Origin of the sequence: Rhodobacter sp., assembly GCA_020637515.1 — a bacterium.
GTDB lineage: Bacteria > Pseudomonadota > Alphaproteobacteria > Rhodobacterales > Rhodobacteraceae > Pararhodobacter.
Genome location: JACKKG010000001.1, coordinates 2,045,336 through 2,067,169 on the forward strand (window position 1 = coordinate 2,045,336; position 21,834 = coordinate 2,067,169).

The 21,834-nt window shown below is 68.2% G+C and carries 20 protein-coding genes and 1 pseudogene; 12 read left to right on the forward strand and 9 right to left on the reverse strand.

The window, feature by feature from the left end; genetic code table 11:
- Positions 1-131 precede the first annotated feature (131 nt).
- The 4 genes from H6900_10040 (at position 132) to H6900_10055 (ending at position 2,481) form a co-directional block, all read left to right on the forward strand.
- The gene (locus H6900_10040) at positions 132-863 is read left to right on the forward strand and encodes a hypothetical protein (GenBank protein ID MCC0073615.1); all 732 of its coding nucleotides are present in this window, start codon (positions 132-134) and stop codon (positions 861-863) included.
- Positions 864-957: 94 nt separating this feature from the next.
- On the forward strand, positions 958-1,527 hold the full coding sequence (locus H6900_10045; protein ID MCC0073616.1) for an RNA polymerase sigma factor: 570 nt from the start codon (positions 958-960) through the stop codon (positions 1,525-1,527).
- On the forward strand, positions 1,524-1,949 hold the full coding sequence (locus H6900_10050) for a hypothetical protein (GenBank protein MCC0073617.1): 426 nt from the start codon (positions 1,524-1,526) through the stop codon (positions 1,947-1,949). The genes H6900_10045 and H6900_10050 overlap by 4 nt, the downstream gene beginning before the upstream one ends.
- A 7-nt stretch (positions 1,950-1,956) precedes the next feature.
- The gene (locus H6900_10055; GenBank protein ID MCC0073618.1) at positions 1,957-2,481 is read left to right on the forward strand and encodes a periplasmic heavy metal sensor; all 525 of its coding nucleotides are present in this window, start codon (positions 1,957-1,959) and stop codon (positions 2,479-2,481) included.
- 359 nt (positions 2,482-2,840) lie between these two features.
- On the opposite strand, the gene H6900_10060 is transcribed toward H6900_10055, so the two are convergent.
- On the reverse strand, positions 2,841-4,229 hold the full coding sequence (locus H6900_10060; protein ID MCC0073619.1) for a diguanylate cyclase: 1,389 nt from the start codon (positions 4,227-4,229) through the stop codon (positions 2,841-2,843).
- Between the two features lie 138 nt (positions 4,230-4,367).
- Here H6900_10060 and H6900_10065 point away from each other — a divergent pair, with 138 nt between their 5' ends.
- The 4 genes from H6900_10065 to H6900_10080 all read left to right on the forward strand — a co-directional run bounded on the left by H6900_10065 (position 4,368) and on the right by H6900_10080 (position 7,090).
- The gene (locus H6900_10065; GenBank protein ID MCC0073620.1) at positions 4,368-4,652 is read left to right on the forward strand and encodes a DUF3572 domain-containing protein; all 285 of its coding nucleotides are present in this window, start codon (positions 4,368-4,370) and stop codon (positions 4,650-4,652) included.
- A gap of 3 nt (positions 4,653-4,655) precedes the next feature.
- Positions 4,656-5,342, forward strand: coding sequence for an HAD family hydrolase (locus H6900_10070; protein MCC0073621.1), 687 nt, complete (start codon positions 4,656-4,658; stop codon positions 5,340-5,342).
- 66 nt (positions 5,343-5,408) lie between these two features.
- Entirely contained in the window at positions 5,409-6,017 is a 609-nt protein-coding gene (locus H6900_10075; protein MCC0073622.1) for a heme NO-binding domain-containing protein, read from the forward strand.
- Positions 6,014-7,090, forward strand: coding sequence for a GGDEF domain-containing protein (locus tag H6900_10080; protein MCC0073623.1), 1,077 nt, complete (start codon positions 6,014-6,016; stop codon positions 7,088-7,090). The genes H6900_10075 and H6900_10080 overlap by 4 nt, the downstream gene beginning before the upstream one ends.
- A gap of 95 nt (positions 7,091-7,185) precedes the next feature.
- Here H6900_10080 and H6900_10085 read toward each other — a convergent pair whose 3' ends face one another.
- The 8 genes and pseudogenes from H6900_10085 to H6900_10120 all read right to left on the reverse strand — a co-directional run bounded on the left by H6900_10085 (position 7,186) and on the right by H6900_10120 (position 15,547).
- Positions 7,186-8,352 (reverse strand): M24 family metallopeptidase, encoded by a 1,167-nt coding sequence (locus H6900_10085; protein ID MCC0073624.1) that lies wholly within the window; start codon positions 8,350-8,352, stop codon positions 7,186-7,188.
- Positions 8,353-8,484: 132 nt separating this feature from the next.
- Positions 8,485-8,922, reverse strand: coding sequence for a D-tyrosyl-tRNA(Tyr) deacylase (locus tag H6900_10090; protein ID MCC0073625.1), 438 nt, complete (start codon positions 8,920-8,922; stop codon positions 8,485-8,487).
- Between the two features lie 98 nt (positions 8,923-9,020).
- A pseudogene (locus tag H6900_10095) lies at positions 9,021-10,061 on the reverse strand (primosomal protein N' (replication factor Y) - superfamily II helicase).
- Positions 10,062-10,115: 54 nt separating this feature from the next.
- Complete coding sequence (locus H6900_10100; GenBank protein ID MCC0073626.1) at positions 10,116-11,231, reverse strand: SPFH domain-containing protein; 1,116 nt, start codon at positions 11,229-11,231, stop codon at positions 10,116-10,118.
- A 35-nt stretch (positions 11,232-11,266) separates the two neighbouring features.
- Positions 11,267-12,112 (reverse strand): DUF2927 domain-containing protein, encoded by an 846-nt coding sequence (locus tag H6900_10105; protein ID MCC0073627.1) that lies wholly within the window; start codon positions 12,110-12,112, stop codon positions 11,267-11,269.
- A 103-nt stretch (positions 12,113-12,215) separates the two neighbouring features.
- Positions 12,216-13,400: a toxic anion resistance protein gene (locus H6900_10110; protein ID MCC0073628.1), complete on the reverse strand. Its 1,185-nt coding sequence runs from the start codon at positions 13,398-13,400 to the stop codon at positions 12,216-12,218.
- A gap of 33 nt (positions 13,401-13,433) precedes the next feature.
- Complete coding sequence (locus H6900_10115) at positions 13,434-14,342, reverse strand: 5-bromo-4-chloroindolyl phosphate hydrolysis family protein (GenBank protein ID MCC0073629.1); 909 nt, start codon at positions 14,340-14,342, stop codon at positions 13,434-13,436.
- 206 nt (positions 14,343-14,548) lie between these two features.
- The gene (locus H6900_10120) at positions 14,549-15,547 is read right to left on the reverse strand and encodes an rRNA pseudouridine synthase (GenBank protein MCC0073630.1); all 999 of its coding nucleotides are present in this window, start codon (positions 15,545-15,547) and stop codon (positions 14,549-14,551) included.
- Positions 15,548-15,620: 73 nt separating this feature from the next.
- Here H6900_10120 and H6900_10125 point away from each other — a divergent pair, with 73 nt between their 5' ends.
- From H6900_10125 to H6900_10140, 4 genes are all read left to right on the forward strand, one after another.
- Complete coding sequence (locus H6900_10125) at positions 15,621-16,061, forward strand: nucleoside deaminase (GenBank protein ID MCC0073631.1); 441 nt, start codon at positions 15,621-15,623, stop codon at positions 16,059-16,061.
- 283 nt (positions 16,062-16,344) lie between these two features.
- Complete coding sequence (locus H6900_10130) at positions 16,345-17,076, forward strand: hypothetical protein (GenBank protein ID MCC0073632.1); 732 nt, start codon at positions 16,345-16,347, stop codon at positions 17,074-17,076.
- A 51-nt stretch (positions 17,077-17,127) separates the two neighbouring features.
- Positions 17,128-19,545 carry a UDP-forming cellulose synthase catalytic subunit gene (gene bcsA / locus H6900_10135; GenBank protein MCC0073633.1) on the forward strand — a complete coding sequence of 806 codons (2,418 nt, stop codon included), beginning with the start codon at positions 17,128-17,130 and terminating at the stop codon, positions 19,543-19,545.
- Positions 19,545-21,830, forward strand: coding sequence for a cellulose biosynthesis cyclic di-GMP-binding regulatory protein BcsB (locus H6900_10140; protein ID MCC0073634.1), 2,286 nt, complete (start codon positions 19,545-19,547; stop codon positions 21,828-21,830). Before bcsA ends, H6900_10140 begins: the two co-directional genes overlap by 1 nt.
- Positions 21,831-21,834: the final 4 nt, after the last annotated feature.

Consider the following 21,834-nt stretch of genomic DNA (forward strand, 5'->3'; position numbering starts at 1 on the left):
AAATGGGCGAGGTCAAGGAATAGGTCAAGTTCAGGTTTTCCCGCGACGCTGCGACGGAACGCCCCGCCCCGTGCGTTAGAGAGGTATCAACGCGCCAGGGTTCGACCCGGGCGCCCAGATCGGAGAGACCCATGACCAAGACCACGCTGACCGCCATTGCGCTGATTCTCGCCACGATTCCGGTGACGGGCTTTGCCCAGAACACGACGCCGCCCACGATGCCGGCCTTCGACTTTGCGGCCGCCGATACCGACGGCAGCGGCGGCATCTCGGCCGAGGAATGGACCGCCTACACCGCCCAGATGCGCGCCACCGCCCGCGCCGACCGCGTCGGTGCCCGTGCCGACGCGCTGATGGCGGCGGATGCGAATGGCGACGGGATGCTCAGCCGTGACGAACTGATCGCCGGCATGATGGCCCAGGCCGATGCGCGCCAGCAGGCGCGCGGCGACGGTCAGGGCGCGATGGGCCGCCGGGGCGACGAAGCGCGCGGGATGCGCGGCGGCGACCGGCAGGGTCAGGGTCGTGGCGACCACGGGCGCGGCGAGGGCTGCGAACGTGGGGGCCACGGTGGGCACGGTGGCCATGGCCACGGCGGCCATGACCACGGCGACCGCGGCGGACGCTGGGGCGATCACGACCGCGGCATGATGGGCGAGGGGCGCGGCATGGGCCAGGGTATGGGCCAGGGCATGGGCGACCGTCAGGGCGCGATGCGGGGCCAGGGTCCGATGGACGGCCAGCCCGGGCGCGGTTTCGCGATGATGGATCAGGATGGCGACGGCCAGATCAGCCCGGCCGAACTGGACCAGGCGCAGGCCTTCATGCAGCGCATGATGCAGCGCCGCCAGGGCAACAACTGAGTTGCATGAAAACGGGCCGGGCGCTACCCCCGGGGGGTGGTGCCCGGCCCCGGAAGGCCCGGGGTGACGGATGCCAAGGGATACGACCGCCAGCATGATTGCCTCGCCGGGCCCTGACGATGACGCCTTGCTCGCCCGCTACGCCGCGGGTGACGCTGTGGCGGCGCGGCAGTTGCTGGAGCGTCTGGCGCCGCGCATCCTGCGGTTGGCCCGGCGCCTGCTTCAGGACCCGGTCGAGGCCGAGGACGTGACGCAGGAGGCGATGCTGCGCCTGTGGCAGATCGCGCCGCGCTGGCAGGCCGGCGGCGCGCAGCCCGCGACCTGGCTGCACCGGGTCGCGGTCAATCTTGCCACCGACCGACTGCGCCGACGCCGTGGGGTCGGGCTCGACGAGATCGCCGAACCCGACGATCCCGATCCGGGTGTGGTCGAAGGGATGATGCAGACGGATCGCCTGCGCGCGCTGGACGAAGCGCTGGCGATGCTGCCCGATCGGCAGCGCGTGGCGGTGGTGCTCAGGCATCTCGAGGGGATGACCAATCCCGAGATCGCGGCCACCATGGGAATCGGGGTCGAGGCTGTGGAAAGCCTGACCGCGCGGGGAAAACGGCGCCTGGCCCAGTTGCTTCAGGGTCGGCGCGACGATTTGGGGTATGACCGATGAGCCAGCAGCAATGGACCGACGTCCCGGACGAGGCCGGGCTCGACGCGCTTTTCGCCGAGGCCCGCGCCGCCGACCCCGCGCCGCCATCCGACGCCTTTTTCGCACGATTGCAGACCGACGCGCAGGCCGCCCAGTTGCCCGGGGCAGCGGGTCCGGTCACGCCGGGTCTGTGGTCGCGTCTGGGCGCGATTCTGGCGGGGATCGGTGGGGCGCCGGGTCTGGCCGGGGTCGGCGCGGCGGGTCTTGCCGGCGTCTGGATCGGCTTTGCCGCGCCCGGGCCGACCGCCGATCTGGTCAATTCGTTCTGGCAAGGCGCCGCCAGTGTCAGCCCGCGCGCCAGCGTCTGGGTCGATGGCACCGAAACCGCGCTTGACACCGGCAGCGCCGACCTGCTGTCGGTGATCGACGGCGAAATGCAGTGAGGCCACGATGAGCGAGATACGAACCGTTCCCGACGCAGGTGGCAAGCCGGCCGGACGTGGCCTGCGGATCGCGCTGGTGCTGTCGCTGATGCTGAACCTTCTGGTGATCGGGGTGCTGATCGGCGGGGTAATGCGCGTCGCACGCGTGGAGCCGATGATGGCCACCGACCAGCCGGATATCCGCAGCCTGTGGCGGGTCTTGCCGGACGGCGCGCGGGCCGAACTGCGCAGCATGGCGCGCACGCGCGGGTTTGGCGATGGCGGCCCGCGCCCCAGCCGCGACGAGCGCCGTGCCCGCGCGGCCGAGGCGACGGCGGCGCTGGTTGCGGCCTTGCGTGCCGAGCCGTTCGACCCCGAGGGCTTCGCAAGGCTCATGACAGGCGATCGTGCCGCCCATATCCGCCGCGTGGACGCCGCGAATGCGGCCTTTGCCGCCGAAGTCGCCCGCCTGTCGCCCGGGGATCGCCAGGCCATGGCGGATCGCCTGGCCAACGCCGACCCGCGCGAGGACCGCCGGCGCCACGATCATTGACGGGTTGGCCGGTTCCGAAAGGCCGGTGACGCGAAATCCGTGACGCGAAGCCCGTGGCTTGCGGGTCGAGCCGCCGGATCGGCGCGGATCGATCGGTCGGGCGACGCGGCCGGGGGCCGGCGGCAACCGCCCAAACAGACCGGATTGGCCCTGGATCGCGCGGACGCCCGTGGCCTGGCAGACCGCCCGCGCGCGCGGGGGGCCGCCAAACACGCCCCTGGTCGCCCGTCCTTGCGCTGGTCCAGGGCCGCTTTTCCGTGGCAGGCGATCCCCGCGTGCCGCCCCGGCGCCGGGTCCGGAAACAGGGACCGTATCGCTGGCGCGATCCCGCAGGGCGCGCCGCCCGGTCGATCGGGGCACTAGGCGGCGCTTGAAATCGTGACCTGGTTGCGCCCCTCGGTCTTGGCGGCGAACAGCGCGGCATCGGCGCGGGACAGCGTATTGCGCGCGGTCTGTCCGGCTTCGTCCGGGCCCAGATCCGGCCCCAGGGCCAGACCGACCGAGATCGTCACCTGCACCGCGCCGCGCCCGTCCGGCAGCGGCACGGGTTCGTCGCCGATGATCCGGCACAGGCGTTCGGCGGCGATGCGGGCCGTGCCCAGGGTCGCGTCGGGCAGCGCGATCAGGAATTCCTCGCCACCGATGCGCGCGACCAGATCCGAAGGGCGCAGATTGTCGCGCAGGCGCGCCGCGACCGTTTCAAGCACCGCGTCGCCCGCGCCGTGGCCAAAGGTGTCATTGACCGTCTTGAACCGGTCCAGGTCCAGCACCATGACCGCAAACCGCCGCCCGGTTTCGCGCGCGCGCGCCGCGATCCGGTCCAGATGCGCCAGCGCGTAGCGGCGGTTGTAAAGCCCCGTCAACGGATCCGTCACCGCCAATCTCAGACCGTTCGACACCGCGCGCCGCAGGGCGTCGGCGCGGCGCTTTCGCTGCACATGCAGATGCAGCCGCAACGCCGTTTCCTGAGCGTCCAGCGGCAGCGGCAGCAGGTCGGTGGCGCCGACATCGAGCGCCATCGCGGCCGAATCGGGGTTCGCGTCGTGCAGGGCCAGCGCGATGGCCGCGTGACGGCTGGGTTCGCGCGACCGCAGGTCGGCAACCAGCCTGAGGCCCGAGCCCTGGGGGCCCAGATCGCCCGCGACCATATAGACATCCGGCACCGCGCCGGGGGCGGCGTCGCTCAAGGCCGCGGCCGGCGTCAGCACCGACAGGCGTTCCTTCAGATGTGGGGCCAACGCGGTCCGCCAGGCGATGGCGATCGCCGGCTCGGCCGCGATCAGCCCGACGCGGCCGGGCATGGCAAAGATCGTCTCGTCCTCGGCCAAGGCAAGATCGCCCCAGACTTCAGAGCGCAGGCGCAGCTCGGCCTCGGTCTCGCGGGCGCGCAGCAGGCTGCGGATCCGTGCAAGAAGAATCACTTCGTTCAACGGCTTGGTCAGGAATTCATCGGCCCCGGCCTCGAGCGCCTTCAGCCGGTTTGCCCGATCCCCCGAGGCGGTGATGATCACCACCGGGATATGTTGGGTTTCGGGCAGGCTGCGCAGACGGCGGCAAACCTCGATCCCCGAGATATCGGGCAGCATCATGTCCAGAAGGATCAGCTTGGGTTGTTCGCGCCGGGCGATGTCCAGCGCGTCGCGGCCTGTCGCCGCCTGCAGCGTCTCATGGAAGGCCGCGTTCAGCTTGACCTTCAGGATGATCCGATTTGTGGCCAGATCGTCCACGATCAGGATTTTGCCCGACATTAGCGATACCTTCACTGCTCTCGTCACGTCCGCGCCAGAGGGTGTTGCGTGGCACCTGCATTTGTGGGACGTAAATCCGGTCTAGCGGACAAAGGTTAATGAAACCTTGCGATCCGTTAACGTCCTCGCGAGGTATCCATGTCCGTGACACGCGCCACCGCCGAGACCTTCGCCGCCCGGGTGTTGGCCTGGCTGGCCGAGGATCACGCCCGGATCGGCGGGTTCCTCGGGTGGTCTGGCGAAAGCCCCGACAGTCTGCGCGCGCGCATCGCCGACCCGGGATTGCTGCTGGCGGTGATCGACTACCTGCTGCTGGACGAATCGATGCTGCTGGACGCCTGCGCCGATCTCGATGTGCCGCCCGAAACCCCGATGCAGGCCCGTGCCGCGTTGCCGGGCGGGGCGGATTATCACTGGACCTGACCGATGCCCCCGATTCGCGCGATCCTCTTCGACAAGGACGGCACGTTGTTCGATTTCCAGGCGACCTGGGGCGCCTGGGCGCGGACCCTGTTGCAGGAATTGTCGGCCGGCGATGACGCCAGGGCCGCCCGCATGGCCGCAGTGATGGCGTTCGACACCGGCACCGCGCGGTTCCGCCCCGAATCCCCGGTCATCGCCGGCACCGGCCGCGAGGTCGCGGATCTGCTGGCGCCGCTGTGCGGCCAGCCGGTGGATCAGCTTGAACGCCGCCTCTCGGCCGCCGCCGCCGCCGCCCCCCTTGTCGAGGCCGCGCCGCTGCGCCCCCTGCTTGCGGCGCTCAGGGCGGCGGGGTTGCGCCTGGGCGTGGCGACCAACGATTTCGAATCCGTGGCGCGGCAGCATCTGGCCGGCGTTCTGGACCTGTTCGATTTCGTTGCCGGATTCGATTCCGGCCATGGTGGCAAGCCTGAGCCGGGCATGTTGCTGGCGTTCGCGCGGCATTGCAACCTGACCCCGGCGCAGGTTCTGATGGTGGGCGATTCGCGCCATGACCTGATCGCGGGGCGCGCGGCCGGAATGGCGACGCTCGCGGTGCTGACCGGGGTTGCCGGGGCCGCGGACCTGGCCGATCTGGCCGATGCGGTGCGGCCGGACATCGGCCATATCCCCGAATTGCTGGGTCTTGGCTGATCCTCTTCGCGAATTCTTAAACTTCTCGCGCACAGGCTGACCGGATGGGGGCAGCGGATGGCGCGGATGCACGGTCTCATCAACAAGTCTTTGCAGTGGTTTCTGAGCGACAGCTTCGGTGCCGGCCTGTGGCATGAGATCGCGCGGCATTCGGGTGTCGCGCACAGCCTGGGGGCGGACGGGTTCGAAACCATGCGGCTCTATGACGACGCCCTGACCGAGGCCGTGCTTGCCGCAGCCGCGTCGCTGCTGCGCCGGCCGCGCGATTCGCTGCTCGAGGATTTCGGCACCTATCTGGTGTCCAACGAACGGATGGAGCCGCTGCGACGGCTGTTGCGCTTCGGCGGCGTCAGCTTCACCGACTTCCTGTATTCGCTCGACGATCTGCGCGGGCGCAGCCGGCTGGCACTACCCGAACTGGCACTGCCAGACCTTGTCATCGACGAGGAAGGCGCGGGCCGCTTCACCCTGACCTGCCACGGTTGCGCGCCGGGGTTCGGTCATGTCCTGGTGGGCATCCTGCGCGCGCTTGCGGACGATTACGGGGCCCTGGCCGTGCTGGAACACCACGGCAGCGCCGGCGCCACCGGCGAGGAACAGATCCGGATCGAAGTGCACGATCCCGCCTTTCATGCCGGGCGGCGCTTTGACCTGGCGGTGGAGCAACCGGGATGATGGACGGCGATCTGCGGCAAAAGGGCGTCGTGCTGGGCGTCGCGGCGTTGAGCGGGGTCATGCCCCTGTTCCTGCTGGTTGACGCCCAATGCCGGATTCGCGATGCGGGGCCCACCTTGCGCAAGCTGCTGGGCGACGACGCGGTCGGCCAGCCCCTGACCGCGGTTTTCGCCCTGACCACGCCGGCGTCGGTGTCCTGCGCGGGTGATCTGGTGCGGGCCAAGAGCTTGCGATTGAGCATGCGCGCGCCGCCGGGCACGGCGTTCAAGGGCATCGCCGTGCCGCTGGCCGGCGGGTCCGAGGTCCTGGTGAACCTGTCCTTTGGCTATGCCTTGCGTGACGCGGTGCGCGACCACGCGCTGCTGGCGACGGATTTCGCCCCCACCGATCTGGCCATCGAACTGCTCTATCTGGTCGAGGCCAATCTCGCCGTCACGGGCGAGGTGAAACGGATGGCCTCGCGGTTCGAGGGCGCCAAGGCCCGGGCCGAGGAACAGGCGGTCACCGATGCGCTGACCGGGTTGGGCAACCGGCGGGCGATGGAACTGGCGCTGGAGCGTTTCCTGCACGCGGGCAACGGCTTTGGCGTGCTGCATCTCGACCTGGACTATTTCAAACAGGTGAACGATTCGCTCGGCCATGCGGCCGGCGACCATGTTCTGATCGAGGTGGCGCAACGTCTGCGCGGCAGTGTCCGGGGCGGCGATCTGGTCGCCCGGGTGGGGGGCGATGAATTCGTTATCCTGTTGGGCGGCGTGCGCGACCTGGACCCCTTGCGCCGGATCGGTGCGCTGATCCTGAACCGGATGCAGGCGCCGATCTCCTACGGGGGGGCCCCATGCCGGGTCGCCATCTCGATCGGCGCCGTCCTGGTTCCACCCGAGGCCCCGGCGACGGCCGAGGGGCTGCTGGAGCAGGCCGATGTCGCGCTCTACACGTCGAAACGGGCGGGGCGGTCCCGGATGTCGATCTGGTGTGACGCCGGCCCGCCGCAAGAGGTCGCCGTCAGCGCCCGCTCAGACGCCGACGAACCGATGCCCGCTGCCAACGGAGGACCCGATACCCCGCTTTGACGCCCGCGCGCATCCTTCTCGCCGCCCGGACGGGCGGTCCGGCGGTCCCCCCCACCGTCGCCCGGCGGGCTGCCTGGCCCGCCGCCCCCGGGGGCTCAGGCCTTTACGAACAGCGCGCCGGGCAGCGCGCACAACCGCTCGACCCCGGTTTCGGTAATCAGGATCGGCTCGGTGATCTCGATCCCGCCATCGTCGAGCCAGAGCGCGGGCATGAAATGGAACACCATGCCGGGTTGCAGTTCGGTCGCGTCGCCCTTGCGCAGGGAAACGGTGCGCTCGCCCCAATCCGGGGGATAGCTCAGCCCGATGGAATAGCCGCAGCGGTTGTCCTTGTGAAAGCCGTGCGCATTGAGCGTGCCATTGAACGCGCCGGCGATCTGTTCGCAGGTGTTGCCGGGACGCGCCTGGGCCAGCGCGGCCTCGGTCGCGGCCTGCACGGCGGCCTCGGCGGCGCGGTATTTCGCGGGGGGCTCGCCAAAGAACAGCGTGCGCGACTGCGGGCAGTGATAGCGGCGGTAAACCCCTGCGATTTCAAAGAAATGGGCCACGCCGCGTTCCATGGGCCGGTCGTCCCAAGTCAGGTGCGGCGCGGTCGCGTCCATGCCGGACGGGGTCATCGGCACGATCGCCGGGTAATCGCCCCAATGGCCATCGGCCCCCAGAACGCCCGCGGCGAGGATCTCGGCGACAAGCCGGTTCTTGGGCAGGCCGGGCTCGGCCACCTCGAGGATGCGGCGGTGCATGGTATCGACGATGCGCGCCGCGCGCCGCATCCGGGCGATCTCGGGCTCGGATTTGACCAGCCGTTGCCAGTTCACCAGCCCCGTCGCATCGACCAACGTCAGGCTTTGGGCGAGGACGGCGTGGGCTTTGGCCGAATAATAGTAATTGTCCATCTCGACGCCGACCGGGCCCTCGGCCCAGCCGTGTTCCGCCAGCAGCGTGGCCAGCGTTTCCATCGGGTGTTTCGCCAGGTTCTGGACATAGCTGTCGTCATACCCGTGCACGCTGGACGGGGCCATCCAGACCGTGCGCAAGGCCCCGGCGGTGTCCATGCCGCGTCCCCACCACAAGGGCGCGCCCTCGGGGCCGACGATGACCGCCTGATGGACGTAAAAGGACCAGCCGTCATAGCCGGTCAGCCAGGCCATGTTCGAAGGGTCCGAGACGATCAGCACCTCGATCCCGGCGGCAAACATGGCGGCGCGGGTGCGGGCCAGACGGGCCTCGTATTCGGCGCGGGAAAAATCGGTCACGTCCATCTGGCGCTCCTGTGCACCGGGACACAGTGGCACGCGGCCCGCGCGCGACGAAAGCGGATTTGCGACCTGTTGTCCCGGGGAAGCGACGTCGCGCCCACGCCACCCGCGACGGCGCGGCCGGCCGCGACCCGGTCAGAGATCCAGCCAGATCGTCATCGGACCGTCATTGACCAGCGTCACCTCCATTTCGGCGCCAAACACGCCGCGCCCGACCGGCACGCCCTGGGCCGCGAGGTGATCGGCGAACAGCTCGTATAGGGTGCGCCCTTCGTCCGGCGGAGCGGCTTGCGAGAACCCCGGCCGATTCCCGCGCGAGGTGTCGGCGGCCAGCGTGAACTGGCTGACCACCAGCGCCCCCCCGCCGACATCCGCCAAGGCGCGGTTGGTCTTGCCCGAATCGTCGCGAAAGATCCGCAATTTCAGGATCTTGTCGGCCAGCGCGCGGGCCTTGTCCGGGCCGTCTCCCTGCATGGCGCAGACCAGGATCATCAGCCCGGGCCCACAGGCGCCGACTTCGGCCCCATCGACGGCAACCGACGCCCGGGTCACTCTCTGGATCAGTGCGCGCATTATTTTCCGATCGTCGTGCCGGGCAACGCGTCGAGCACGCCGCTGGTCGAACCGCCATTTTGCGAGAAATAGAAATAGGCGCCCACCGCCAGGGCAACCAGCAACACCGCGCCCGCGATCTTCCAGATCGACCAGGGCCGTTCGCCCTGCACCTTGCCGGTCTGGCCGTTCACCACGAAACGATAGGTCTTGCCCCGGAACTGATAGGCGGCCATCCAGATCGGCAGCAGCACATGCTTGAACTTCTCGTCGGCGTGCTGCGTGTCCAGCGAATGGATGCGCTGCTCGTCGCCGCCGATGTCGCGGCGCACGTCCTGCCGGATCACCTCGTCCATCCGTTCGACGGCCAGGGTGTGGCCCTCGGGCAGTTGCACGGTATAGCCTTCGGCCCGGAAGCCGGACAGGAACTGCGGATCGTAGGGCGCCAGTTCGCCCAGCATCCAGGGCTCGAGCGCGCGGACGTATTTGCGCGGCAGGGACTGCGAGGCCATGATCAGCACATCGTGGAACTGGCGCGCCACGCGGCCCGACACGCGGGTCCAGCGGATCCGGCGCACGCGCTCGGTCTCGGTCTTGCCATTGCGCACGACGGTGCGGGTTTCGTAATAGGCGTCGCCCCGTTCGCCCGAATAGCGCGACTGGGTGTCGGAATCGAAGGTCCAGTAGGGCACATAGAGCCCGTCCAGCCGCGATCCGTCCGAGCGCGCGTATTGCTTCAGCTTGTTTGGGGCGAACCACAGCCGCCCCAGCCAGTTGCGCATCGCCGTGTGGGCCTCGCGCTCGGCCAGTTTGAAAGGCAGCACGGCGGCGGGTTTGATCTGCCGCTGGGTGCCGGTGTCCGTCACCACCGGAGAGCCGCAGAACGGGCAACTGGCGGCATGTTGCGCGGGGTCGAATTCGACCTGGGCGCCGCAATTGCTGCAACTGAGGACGCGGTGTTCCTCCATCGCTTCGGCGGGAACGTGGTCGGCGAGCGCCTCGCGCAGGTCGAGCGCCACAAGCGCCTGATCGCGCTGCGCCTCGGTGTGGGGAATGTCCTGCTCGTGACCGCAGTATTCGCAGGTCAACCGGCGCTGGCCCGGCGAAAAGCGCAGTTGAGCACCGCAATTCTCGCAGGGAAAGCGGTGTTCGTCGGCTATGGCCTGAGCCGCCGGCGGGACCGGCGGCCGATCGTCTTCGGGCGCGCTCATGGATCAGCCCGCGGGCGGCGGCGGGGGCGGCATCGCGGAAAAGAGCGTGGCCAGCGCGGGAACCTCGCCCGCCTTGGTCCACCCGGCCATGCCCTGCGTCCACACCAGGCTGTCGCGGTCGAACTGCCCCTGGCCCATCATCTGCTGCAACTGCGCGGCGCCGAAGGGGCCGGTGGTCTGCCCGTTCACCGCGACGTGGAACTGCGGCGCGGCGGGCGGCGGCGGGGGCGCGGCGGCGGCGGGTTGCTGGGCCTGCGCGCCGGCGCCGCCCATCGCGTTGGCCATGGCCTGCGCCATGCCCATGCCCATGCCCATCCCCATGCCGGCGCCCATCGCGCTGTCACCGCCCGCACCGGCGGCCGTCTGCATCGCCTGCGCGGCCGAGAATTGCGTATACTTGTTCAGATCGCCGACGATGCCCATCGAGCTGCGCTGGTCCAGGACCTTCTCGACTTCCGGGGGAAGCGAGATGTTCTCGATGTAGAGTTCGGGGATCGACAGGCCGTATTCGCCCAGCGTGGGCGCGATCGCATCGGCGACGATCTTGGACAGGTCGCCCGTGTTCGCCGCCATGTCGAGCGCGGGAATCCCCGAGGCCGCCAGCGACTGCGAGACTTTCTGCACGACGATATTGCGGATCTGGCCCGAGATCTCGTCCTCGGTGAATTCGCCGTCGGTGCCGACGATCTCGGTCATGAACTTGCCCGGATCGGTGACGCGGATCGTGTAGCTGCCAAAGGCACGCAGCCTGAGCGCGCCGAATTCCGGGTCGCGCAGCATGATCGGGTTCTGGGTGCCCCATTTCAGGCCGGGGAAGCGGCGGGTGTTGACGAAATACACCTCGGACTTGAACGGCGAGTTGAACCCGTGCGTCCAGTGCTGGAGTGCCGTCATCAACGGCATGTTGTTGGTTTCCAGCTCGTAAAGCCCGGGGCCGAAGATGTCGGCCATCTGCCCTTCGTGAATGAACACGGCGGCCTGCCCCTCGCGGACCGTCAGCTTGGCGCCCATCATGATGTTGTTGCCGTAGCGTTCAAACCGGTAGACCAGCGTGTCGCGGCTGTCATCCAGCCATTCGATGACGTCGATGAACTGGCCCTTGAGGAAATTGAAAACCATCGGTCACTCCTGCGAAAAGTCTCTAAAAGATGGGCTCAACTTGCCCCGGCTGCAAGCGTCGAGGCAATGGAAAAGATGATCGGCCGGGCGCGGCTTTCGGTCATGCCGGGACTCAGCCGGGGGTCGTAATGGATCTTCAGCAGCAAAAGATCCTGATCGGTGAGCAGCGCGAATTCCTGATCGTCGTTGAAGATCGACGGGCGCGCGCGGCCCGAATCGGCGGCCAGGCCCAGGCCCTGGGTCAGTTCCTCGTGGTAGCAGGCTTCGCGCGTCAGGTCGGGGTGCTCGGCGCGGATCACAGCGACGGCCTCGGAATAGGTGGCCGATCCGTCGCGCGAAAAGGCCAGCACCATGCAGAACGTCTCGCGCGGCATGTCGGTGATCAGGCGCACCGCGCTGTCGTCGATGCCGGGAACCAGCGCGCGCAACCGCGCGGCGCTGTCGCGGCGTTCGCTTTCCGACAGCACCAGAACGTGGAAATTGCCCCCCGTCTGGCCCATCGGTGCCAGGCTGATCGCGTGACCCGAAGCGGCGGCGAGCCGACTGGCAAGGGCATTGACACGCGCATGGTCGCGCTGCCGCGTCGCCCGGGGCAGGGTCGCGCCGAATTGCAGGTCGTAGCGCACGGGCCCGTCCCAGCGCCGCAGGACAGCCGGGCTGGACCCGTTCGTGCGTTCGTCACGCAGGGCGACGTCGATATAGGTCTGCGCCAGTTGCGCGGCGCTGATCCGTCCCTCGGTCGCGCCCGAATCCGTGCGCATCAGATGATTCGCGCGGCGCTCGGACTCGATCCGGCCGTAATAGGCGACCAGTTCGGCCGACAGGGGATCGACGGCCAGAACTTCGGGCGGGCGCGCCGGCGCGGCGGCGGCGGCCCGCACCGGGCGCGCCTGATCCGGCCCCAACGAGGTGCACCCCGCGAGCCCGGCGCCGACGGCCAGCGCCAGCGCCAGTCCCAGCCGTCGGGGCCGGGCCCGGACCCCCTCAGGCCGAGGCAGAGGGCGTGGTCTGGGCGGTGTTGGCACGGGCGCGGGCCGCGGCGAGCGAATCGCGCAGTTCGGCCTCCATCTTGCTCAGTTCCTGTTCGGCGGCGGCGCGCTTGGCCTTGCCGGCATCGGCGATCTCGAGGCTGTCCTGAATCGTCGCGATCAACTGGTCGTTGGCGTGTTTCACGGCCTCGATGTCGAAGACACCGCGCTCCATTTCCTCGCGCACAACGCGGTTCGTCTCGCGCAGATTGTCGGCGTTCTTGTTCAGCAGATCGTTGGTCAGGTCGTTGGCGTCCCGGATCGCCGCGGCGGCCTCTTTCGAGCGCTGGATGGTCAGCGCCTGGGCCAGCTGGGTCTCCCACAGCGGCACGGTGTTCACCAGGGTCGAGTTGATCTTGGTCACCAGCGACTTGTCGTTTTCCTGCACCAGCCGGATCGAGGGCAGCGATTGCATGGTCACCTGCCGCGTCAGCTTCAGGTCGTGAACCCGGCGTTCCAGATCGTCGCGCGCGGCGCGCAGATCGCGCAGTTCCTGGGCCTTGATGACCTGCTGATCCTGCGGCGCGGCCTGAACCTCGGCCTCTTTGGCGGGGATCGTGGTGGTGTCCAGTTCCTTCAGCTTTTCCTCGCCGGCGGCGATGTAGAGGGCCAGCTCGTCATAGAAATCGAGGGTCTTTTCGTAGAGAATATCGAGCGATTTGATATCCTTGAGAAGAACCGTCTCATGGCTGAGCAGGTTCTCGGTCACCTTGTCGATCTGGCCCTGGACGGTTTCGTAGCGGGCCATGAAATTCGCCAGCGGCGCGGCGCGGCCGGTCAGGCGCTCCCACCAGCTGCGTTCGCGCCGGGTGTCCAGTTCGCTGACCGAAAAGCCGCGAATCGTGGTGACGATCTGGCGCAGGCTGTCGCCGGCCGGGCCGACATCCTTGTTGCGCACGTCGGTCAGCATGGCCTGCGAGATGGTCTGCAATTCCACCTGCGCGCGGGCGCCGAAGCCGATGATCGAGGCGGTTTCGGTCATGTCGATCTCGGCCATGCGGGTGCGGATGGCCTCGGCCTTGTCGGCGGGGGCCTGGTCCAGCGGCACCAGTTCGCCCGCCGGATCGGGCAAACGGGTCAGCGCAGCCTGTTCAACGGCGTTGGCGAGCTGGGTGGCCTGCTGGCGGATATCGTCGGACATCAGGGGTTTCCTTTCACGGACGTGAGATACGGGTCAATGGGTTGCCGGGGGCCGCAGCCCCTCGCGTTCGAGGCGTTCGCGCAGCACGTCGATCTCGATATCGAGATCCTGACGGTCGTTGGCGCGCAGGGATTCCGTGCGCAGCATGAAATTCTGTTCCAGGTCGTCCAGCAGGGCGACATAATCCTCGCGCGCCTTGGGGTCGCGTTCGCGGGCGTAGAGATCGACGAATTTCACCGTCGCATCCTGGGCGCCCTGCAAATAGACCCCCAGATAGCGGCGCGCGGCGGTCAGGTCGTTGGGATCGTCCTCGACCGCGCGCAACAGGTCGCGCACATGGGCCTGAAAGGTGTTCAGGCGGTCCTCGATCTTGCGGTCGCGGGCGCGCAGGATGGCGTCCGACATCGCCTTGAGATGGGCCTCGGCGCCTTCGACCGCGCGCGCAACGCGGTCGGTCTGGAATTCGTCGATGCCCTCCATCCCCTTGTCGCGCATCGGGTCCATCCCGAACGCGGTGAGGTGAAGGGCCGCGCCCAGAACGCCCAGGATGATCGGCGTGACCAGCCCCCAGGCGCTGCCCCAGCCCGCCAGCCCCAGGCCCAGGCCCATGGTGACGGCTGCGAACAGCTTGCGCGGAATCGCCGGGCGGCGGGCGACCCGGCGCTGGTCATAGGCGTCCTGAGCGATCACCCCCTCGCGGGTCAGCCAGGCCGAAAGCATCAACAGCGCGAACACGCCGAGATGCTGTGCCAGGCCCGCCGGATCGCGGAAAAAGGCGCTGAAGGCCCACAGGAACGGCATGGCGAACAGCAGGTTCACGCGCGCGCCCACCGGGTTCAGGCGTTTCTGCACCACGCGCTTGACGCTCGGGGCCTCGGACCGTTGATCGGCTGGGCGCGGATCGCCACCGGGGCTGTAGGTGCCCCCGAACCGTTTCGCCATGATTCAGCCCCCCACAACCCAGGCGTAGACGATCAACGCCAGCAGCAGCAGATAGGCGGTCTTCTGTAAGGCAGTCGAGGTCACAACACACGTCCCTGTTTCACGCCGCGCCCCAACAGGCGCCCCGGCCACTGGCCCCATATAAGAGCCAATTTGCAAAACTATAAGACGATTGGCGACGAATTGGAAAGACGCCTCGGACAGGCTCAGCGCGTCGGGCCCGGCTTGGTGGGCGGGCGCGCGGATTTCGTGCCCCACGAACGCGGCTTGCCGCGCGATCCATCGGTTTCGGTGCGCGCCCCGCCGTGGCTTTTCATGCCCCAGGATTTGCGCGCCGGTTTCTCGGCGCCGGTCGGGTCGGTTTTGGGGCCGGGCTTGCTGGTGGCGCGGGGGGCGGTCTTCTTGGCGGGCGGGGCGGGGGCGCGGCCGTCGGCGACCTCGTCGGCAGACAGGCCAAGTTGGTCGCGCAGCACCCGGGGGCGCAGTTCCTCGACCGCGCCGGGGGCCAGATCGCCCAACTGGAAGGGGCCATAGGCGGTTCGGATCAGCCGGTTCACGGTCAGCCCCACGCTGTCGAGGGCGCGCCGGATCTCGCGGTTGCGCCCCTCGCGCAGGCCGATGGTCAGCCAGGCGTTCGCGCCTTGCTGCCGGTCAATGGCCACCAGCATCGGCTGGAACCGTTCGCCGTCGATTGTGACGCCCTGTTTCAGGGGGGCCAGCATCGCCTCGGTCGGGGCGCCATTGACGCGCACGCGATACTTGCGCAGCCATCCGGTCGAGGGCAATTCTAGGCGCCGTTTCAGATCGCCGTCATTGGTCAGCAGCAGCAGCCCTTCGGAGTTGAGGTCCAGTCGCCCGATAGACAGCACCCGCGGCATCCCTTCGGGCAGCGTGTCGAACACCGTTTCACGGCCCTTTTCATCCTTTTCGCTGGTCACCAGGCCCAGCGGCTTGTGATACAGCCAGACGCGGGTCGGCTCTTTCGCACCCAGGGGTTTGCCATCGACGACGATCCGGTCGCGCGGCGTCACGTTCAGCGCCGGGCTGTCGATCGGCGCGCCATTGACGCTGACGCGCCCCTCGAGGATCATCGCCTCGGCGCTGCGACGCGAGGCCACGCCCGCCCGGGCCAGCACCTTGGCGATCCGTTCGCCGCCCTGGGTCTGCGGTTTCGGCGGGGTCTTTGCGGCAGGGGGCTTGGTCATCGGGTTCGGCCTGATCTTGCATGAGGGGGCACGCGCGGGCATCAAGGGGCCCATGAACCCGTTCGCAGGCCCCATGTCAATCGCGCTGGAGGAAGCCCGCGCCGCCGCCCGCCGCGGCGAGGTGCCGGTGGGCGCCGTCATCACCGACGCCGCGGGGCGCGTTGTTGCCCGCGCCGGCAACCGCACGCGCGAACGCAACGACCCGACGGCGCACGCCGAGCTTCTGGCCATCCGCGACGCCTGCGCCGCGGCGGGCAACGAACGCCTGCCCGGCCACACGCTATGGGTCACGCTGGAACCTTGTCCGATGTGCGCTGCCGCGATCGGTTTCGCCCGGATCGCGCGGCTCTATTACGGGGCGGCCGACCCCAAGTCGGGCGGCATAGCGCAAGGCCCGCGGATCTATGCCCATGCCCAGGCGCACCACAGCCCCGAGGTTTACGACGGCATCGCCGAGACCGAGGCCACGGCGCTGTTGCAAACGTTTTTTCAGGGGTTGCGGTCGAAACCGTGATCGAACGGCACCCAAGATGTGCCGGCGAAGCGGGCAAGGGGCGCAAATTCTAGCTGCGCCGCCGCCGCCGCGACCCATTTTGCAGTGCAGCGAATCACGATTCGAGAAAGTGGATTGCGTGATTCCATCGATTTCTTTACTCTTTGCTTCAAAAGAAGAAGCCAAAGCAGCGGCCAGAGTGGACCAGACAGAGGGATGATGCGGGCACAGGCACCCGTATCCGCAAACCCCGCGTGTCCGTTCTGAGGCTCTGACGGCGGCAAGAAACGGCAGAGCAGGCATCATGATTGGCACGGTCCGGGACGTGGTCCCATTTCGTCGCAACGCGACCGTCGCGGGCAGGGCAACCCTGCGCGCCGGTTTGCTGGGCGCCATGCTGGCGCTGGTCGCCGGTTGTTCGCAAATGCAGGGCGACGACGCCTCGACCGGGGTGTACCGGCTGTTCAACAGCAGCCGCAACCCGGGCATGGAGACGCTGGAAAACACCGTCGAATATACCATCGTGCCGGCGTCGCGGGCGATGGTGAACGCGCCGCAGGCGTTGGTCGTCTTCGAGCGCAATCTCGGTGGCGCGCTCGAACAGCGAATCGTTCTGCCGAACGCGACCGCGGTGCGCGGCGACAACGTGCTGCATGTCCGCGCCCAGAACGCGCGCAGTGCCGAACTTGGGCGGCTCGATTTCAACGAGGTCGCGACGCGCTTTGGCGGCCTGCCGGCGCCGTTCCAGCAATTGAACGAAGGCAGCCTGTCGTCGGGCAGCGACAGCCTGGGCAACTATGTCTATGCGCGCGAGACGATCGGCACCGACACCAACTGCGTGCTGGTGCTGCGCCGGTTGGGTGTCGGCGCGCGGCCGTTGCCGCGTGGCACGCAGGCGCTGGACGTGATGATGCGCAACTGCGTCAACGGCACCGTGCAAGAGGCCCTGGCGCCGATGGGCGACAGGGCGTTGGCGATTACGGGCGCGGCGGGTTCGGGGCAGACGCTGTCGCCCTACGCGGCGCCACGCGGCTGACACAGTCCTGAAGGTATTGCGAGAGATCAGAGTGATGTGGGGACAGGAACAATGGCCAGAATGATCGGCACGCGGGCGCTTTCGCTCGCGGACAAGGCGAATCTGGCCCTCTGGGCGCTGCTGATCGTCCTGGTCGCGGCGCTGGTCAGCGTGCCGACCTCGATCCAGGTGCAGGCCACGCTGGGCATCGCGGCGGTTCTGGTGGTGATGATCCTGAAGCCGATCGCCATGAAGAACATGGTGGCGCGGTTCGCGATGATGGCCATCGCCTCGACCTTGGTCATGCGCTACTGGGCCTGGCGCGTGACCGAGACCCTGCCGCCGGTATCGGACACGATTTCCTTCGTGCCCGCGCTGCTGCTGTTCCTGGTCGAAACCTATGCCATCGGCGTGTTCTTCCTGTCCGCCTTCATGACGGCCGACCCGATCAAGCGCGGACTGCCGCCCAAGGTCGCGGCGCGCGATCTGCCGACGGTGGACGTGCTGGTCCCCAGCTACAACGAACCGGTCGAGATGCTGGCGATCACGCTGAGCGCGGCCAAGAACATGCATTACCCGGCCGACCGCCGCACGGTGACGCTGTGCGACGACGGCGGCACCGATCAACGCTGCAACCACGAGGACCCCGCGATCGCCGAGGGCGCACGCAAACGCCGCCGCGACCTGATCCAGTTGTGCGGCGAACTGGGTGTGCGCTATTCGACCCGTGCGCGCAACGAACACGCCAAGGCCGGCAACATGTCGGCCGCGCTCGAACATCTCGATGGCGAGATCGTCGTCGTGTTCGACGCCGACCACGTTCCCAGCCGCGATTTCCTGGCGCGCACCGTGGGCTTCTTCGTCGAGGATCCCAAGCTGTTCCTGGTGCAGACGCCGCACTTCTTCCTGAACCCCGACCCGATCGACCGGAACGTCGGTTTTCGCGACGACTGCCCGCCGGAAAACGAGATGTTCTATCACCTGTCGCACCGCGGGCTGGACCGCTGGGGCGGGGCGTTCTTTTGCGGATCGGCGGCGTTGTTGCGCCGCCGGGCGCTGGACGAGGCCGGGGGCTTTGCCGGCGAGACCATCACCGAAGACGCCGAAACGGCGCTGGGCATCCACCGCAACGGCTGGAAATCGCTCTATGTCGATCACGCGATGATCGCCGGTCTTCAGCCCGAGACCTTCGTGTCCTTCATCCAGCAGCGCGGCCGCTGGGCGACCGGCATGATGCAGTTGCTGATCTTGAAGAACCCGTTGACCGGCAAGGGCCTCAGCCTGACGCAACGGTTGTGCTACCTGAACTCGATGACGTTCTGGCTGTTCCCGCTGGTGCGGATGACCTTCATCCTGGCGCCGCTGATGTATCTGCTGTTTGGCTTGCAGATCTTTGTCGCGACGATCCAGGAAGTCGCGGTCTACATGACCAGTTACATGGCGGTGAACTTCCTGATCCAGAACGCGCTCTACAGCCAGGTGCGCTGGCCGCTGATCTCCGAGATCTACGAAACCGCGCAGGCGCCCTATCTGTCCAAGGCGATCTTCAAGACCATCGCCAACCCGCGCGGCGCCAAATTCAACGTGACCGCCAAGGATGAGGTTCTCGAAGAGGATTTCGTCTCGCCCATCTTCAAGCCTTTGCTGTTCATCTTTGCGCTGACGCTGCTGGGCGTGGTCGCGGCGGCGATCCGCTGGGTGATGTTCCCGGGCGACCACAACATCATCATGGTCGTGGGCGGCTGGGCGATCTACAACTTCCTTCTGGTCGGCGCCGCGATCCGCGCGGTCGGCGAACGCCAGCAGCGCCGTTCGGTGCCGCGCGTGCCGGTCAACGTGCCCGCGACGGTCGCGCTGGGCGAACACAACCCCGTCTTCGTGGCGGCGACGGTGGTCGATGCCTCGACCACGGGGTGCCGCATCGTGATGCGCAACCGCACCAATCCCGATGGCACCAGCGGCCCGGTCCCCGACAAGGACGAGACCTTCTACTTCACGCCCGAATTCCCCAAGTCGCCGCATCTTGAGAATGCGGTGCGGGTGCAGGTGCAATCGGTCACCCGCGAGGGTGATTCGGTGTCGATGGGGGTGCGCTTCGACCCGACCCAGCCGATGGCGGTGCGCGAGACGGTCGCCCACATGATCTTTGGCGACTCGGCCTCGTGGGAGGCGGTGCGCGCGCGCCGGCACAGGTCGATGGGACTGTTGCGCGGCATGAGCTATGTGATCGGCCTGTCCTTTACCGGGATCTGGAACACCATGCGCCTGCTCGCCGCCGAACCCGCGCGGCTGCAACGCGTCCGGGCGCGCGAGGACAACGTGGTCGTGGTCGAACAGCAGCCCGCGCATCTGCTGGCCTTTGGCCAGGCCTTTGATCCGCCGCCAAGCGAACGCCCGATTTCGCTGCTTCAAGCCGCCATTGCCCAGAATGCGAGCCGCGCCGACGACGGCCGCGCCCCGGGTGTGGACCTGCAGGGGAGGCCGGTCTGATGCGCCCCGTGTTCCACCCCGTGCTCCGCGCCCTGGCCCCGGTTCGGGCGCTGGCCCTGGCGCCCTTGCTGTCGCTCTGGTTGCCTCTGGCGGCAGCCCAGGCGCAAAGCGTGCAGATCCCGCTGCCGCTGGACACCACCCCCGGCGCGCCCGCGCTCGAGGCGGTGGACCTGGACCGCCTGCAAGCCGATCGGATCGCCGCCGAGGCGCATCGCGGCAACTATGTCGAACCCTCGGACGCCGAGGTGTCGATCATCAGCCCGCTGCGCCCGATCGAGGCCCACGGCCGGCCCGCGGGCAGCGCCATCCGCTTTGACGGCGAGCGCCGGACGCTGCAATTCGCGTTGTTCGTGCCGCAGCCCGACCAGGTGCGCGCGCTCAGGATCTCGACGCTGTCTTCGATCAACGTTCTGCCGGAACGCTCGCATTTCCGGGTCTTCGTCAACGACACGCTGGTCGGCGACGGCCGGCTCGAGAATTTCACCGCCTTTGGCGCGGCCGATTTCCCGCTGGGCGCGGCGACGGTCCTGCCGGGGCAGAACAACGTGCGTGTCGAACTGGTGGAATACCACCGTATCTACTGCGGTCCCGATGCCTCGTTCGCGCTGTGGTCGGACATCGACCTGGCGAATTCGGGCGCGGTGCTGGCCTCGGCCGAGGGGATCTCGGGGCAGGACGGGTTTCTGATGGGGCTGGCCGGTGCCGCTGCGACCGGCGCCGGGATCGAGATCCGTGGCGCCGAGGGTCTGGGCGACTATCGCGACGCCTGGGTGTCGCAGATCACCCAGCGGATCAGCTCGGCCCTGGGCGGCGATCCCATTCCCTTCCGCTTCACCCCGTATTGGAGCGTGCAGGGGCAGCGACGCTCGGCCGCGCGGGTGACGTTCCTGCCGTCAACGCAGAATCGCCTCGGTTTCCGCACCGCCGGCGACGGCGCTCAGGTCATGGTTGTGGAATTCGTGCCTGGCGAGCGCCCGCACGCCTTGCCCGAATTCGAGACCCTGTTGCCGCCGGTCGCCCGGCGCGCGCAGCCGCGGCTGATCGCGACCCAGCGGCCGGTGGCCCTGTCCGAGATGGGCTTTCACACCACCGAGGCCTTTGACCGCTACACGCTGATCCAGCAACGCTTTCGTCTGCCCGACGACTATGTCGTGCTGACCAACGACAAGGCCGAACTGGCGCTGGACTATTTCTATATTCCGGACCTTCCGGCTGGTTCGGCGCTGCTGGTGCACGTCAACGGCACCAACATCCGCCTGCTGCCGCTGCGCGGCGAAGGCGGGCAGGTCATCGAGCAGTTCCCGATCCGGTTCGAGGCCCGGCTGCTGCGTTCGGGCATCAACACGCTGGCCTTCGAGGCGATGGTGCCCGGCGATCCACCCGATCTGCCGTGCCCCATCGCCGAGGCCCCGTTCCTGACCATCGGCGAGAATTCGACCCTCAGCGTGCCCTACAGCCCGTCGATGTATCTGGCCGACATGCACCTGGCCTTTGCCGGGCTGACGCCGGCCAGTGTCACCACCAACGACATGACCGGGCGGTCCTTCGATGCCGACGACGTCGTGACGCTGCGCGCGGCACTCAGCGGCGGCGAGCGGCCCGAGGCGGCGATGCTGGCGCCGCGGCTGACGCTGTTGTCGATCGACGATTTCGGTTCGATTCCGAATGGCGGCTATCGTATCGACCGGCGGGCCGTCGAACAGGCGCTGACCCCGCCGCCTGCCCCCGAGACCGCGGTCGCGGCAGCGACCGTCGGCACCACGCCGGGCAACCTGTTCAGCGCCATGACCGACCGGCGCGGCACCGGCTCGCCCGCAGCCCTGTCGCAAGGCTGGGACTGGCTGGTCAGCGGTGTCGAAGCGGCGCTGCAATGGCTGCAACCGCAGTCGGGCGTTCTGCTGGACGAATGGCTGGTGCAGCAGCACGGGCAGGCGATGCTGGTGCAGCTCGATCCGGGGCGGCCAAACCAGATCTGGATGCTGCGCGCGCCGGGCAGCGACATCAGCGCGATCGCCTCGGCCATCGTCGCCGCGCGCACCACGACCGAAAGCCCGCGCGGGCAGGTGTCGATCCTGGGCTATGACGGGCAATGGCACAGCTGGACCGCGCCCGACCGCCAGCCGGTCCTGCTCGAGCCGATCTCGCCCGGCAACATCCGCCATGTGGTGGGCAACTTCGTGTCGGCAATGCCGATCCGTTACGTCACCGGCCTGTTCTTCCTGGCCCTGATTTCGGCGCTGTTCGCGCTGAGGCTCGTCATCTCTACGCGGGAGCACCGTTCATGAACCG

Excerpts from the sequence above, each read along its gene's own strand:
- H6900_10140 (MCC0073634.1), top strand. The coding sequence starts at position 19,545 with ATGCGCCCCGTGTTCCACCCCGTGCTCCGCGCCCTGGCCCCGGTTCGG.
- H6900_10045 (MCC0073616.1), top strand. The coding sequence starts at position 958 with ATGATTGCCTCGCCGGGCCCTGACGATGACGCCTTGCTCGCCCGCTAC.
- H6900_10080 (MCC0073623.1), top strand. The coding sequence starts at position 6,014 with ATGATGGACGGCGATCTGCGGCAAAAGGGCGTCGTGCTGGGCGTCGCG.
- bcsA (MCC0073633.1), top strand. The coding sequence starts at position 17,128 with ATGGCCAGAATGATCGGCACGCGGGCGCTTTCGCTCGCGGACAAGGCG.
- H6900_10115 (MCC0073629.1), bottom strand. The coding sequence starts at position 14,342 with ATGGCGAAACGGTTCGGGGGCACCTACAGCCCCGGTGGCGATCCGCGC.
- H6900_10055 (MCC0073618.1), top strand. The coding sequence starts at position 1,957 with ATGAGCGAGATACGAACCGTTCCCGACGCAGGTGGCAAGCCGGCCGGA.
- H6900_10065 (MCC0073620.1), top strand. The coding sequence starts at position 4,368 with ATGTCCGTGACACGCGCCACCGCCGAGACCTTCGCCGCCCGGGTGTTG.
- H6900_10110 (MCC0073628.1), bottom strand. The coding sequence starts at position 13,400 with ATGTCCGACGATATCCGCCAGCAGGCCACCCAGCTCGCCAACGCCGTT.
- H6900_10125 (MCC0073631.1), top strand. The coding sequence starts at position 15,621 with ATGTCAATCGCGCTGGAGGAAGCCCGCGCCGCCGCCCGCCGCGGCGAG.
- H6900_10075 (MCC0073622.1), top strand. The coding sequence starts at position 5,409 with ATGCACGGTCTCATCAACAAGTCTTTGCAGTGGTTTCTGAGCGACAGC.
- H6900_10120 (MCC0073630.1), bottom strand. The coding sequence starts at position 15,547 with ATGACCAAGCCCCCTGCCGCAAAGACCCCGCCGAAACCGCAGACCCAG.
- H6900_10070 (MCC0073621.1), top strand. The coding sequence starts at position 4,656 with ATGCCCCCGATTCGCGCGATCCTCTTCGACAAGGACGGCACGTTGTTC.
- H6900_10130 (MCC0073632.1), top strand. The coding sequence starts at position 16,345 with ATGATTGGCACGGTCCGGGACGTGGTCCCATTTCGTCGCAACGCGACC.
- H6900_10060 (MCC0073619.1), bottom strand. The coding sequence starts at position 4,229 with ATGTCGGGCAAAATCCTGATCGTGGACGATCTGGCCACAAATCGGATC.
- H6900_10050 (MCC0073617.1), top strand. The coding sequence starts at position 1,524 with ATGAGCCAGCAGCAATGGACCGACGTCCCGGACGAGGCCGGGCTCGAC.
- H6900_10085 (MCC0073624.1), bottom strand. The coding sequence starts at position 8,352 with ATGGACGTGACCGATTTTTCCCGCGCCGAATACGAGGCCCGTCTGGCC.
- H6900_10100 (MCC0073626.1), bottom strand. The coding sequence starts at position 11,231 with ATGGTTTTCAATTTCCTCAAGGGCCAGTTCATCGACGTCATCGAATGG.
- H6900_10040 (MCC0073615.1), top strand. The coding sequence starts at position 132 with ATGACCAAGACCACGCTGACCGCCATTGCGCTGATTCTCGCCACGATT.
- H6900_10090 (MCC0073625.1), bottom strand. The coding sequence starts at position 8,922 with ATGCGCGCACTGATCCAGAGAGTGACCCGGGCGTCGGTTGCCGTCGAT.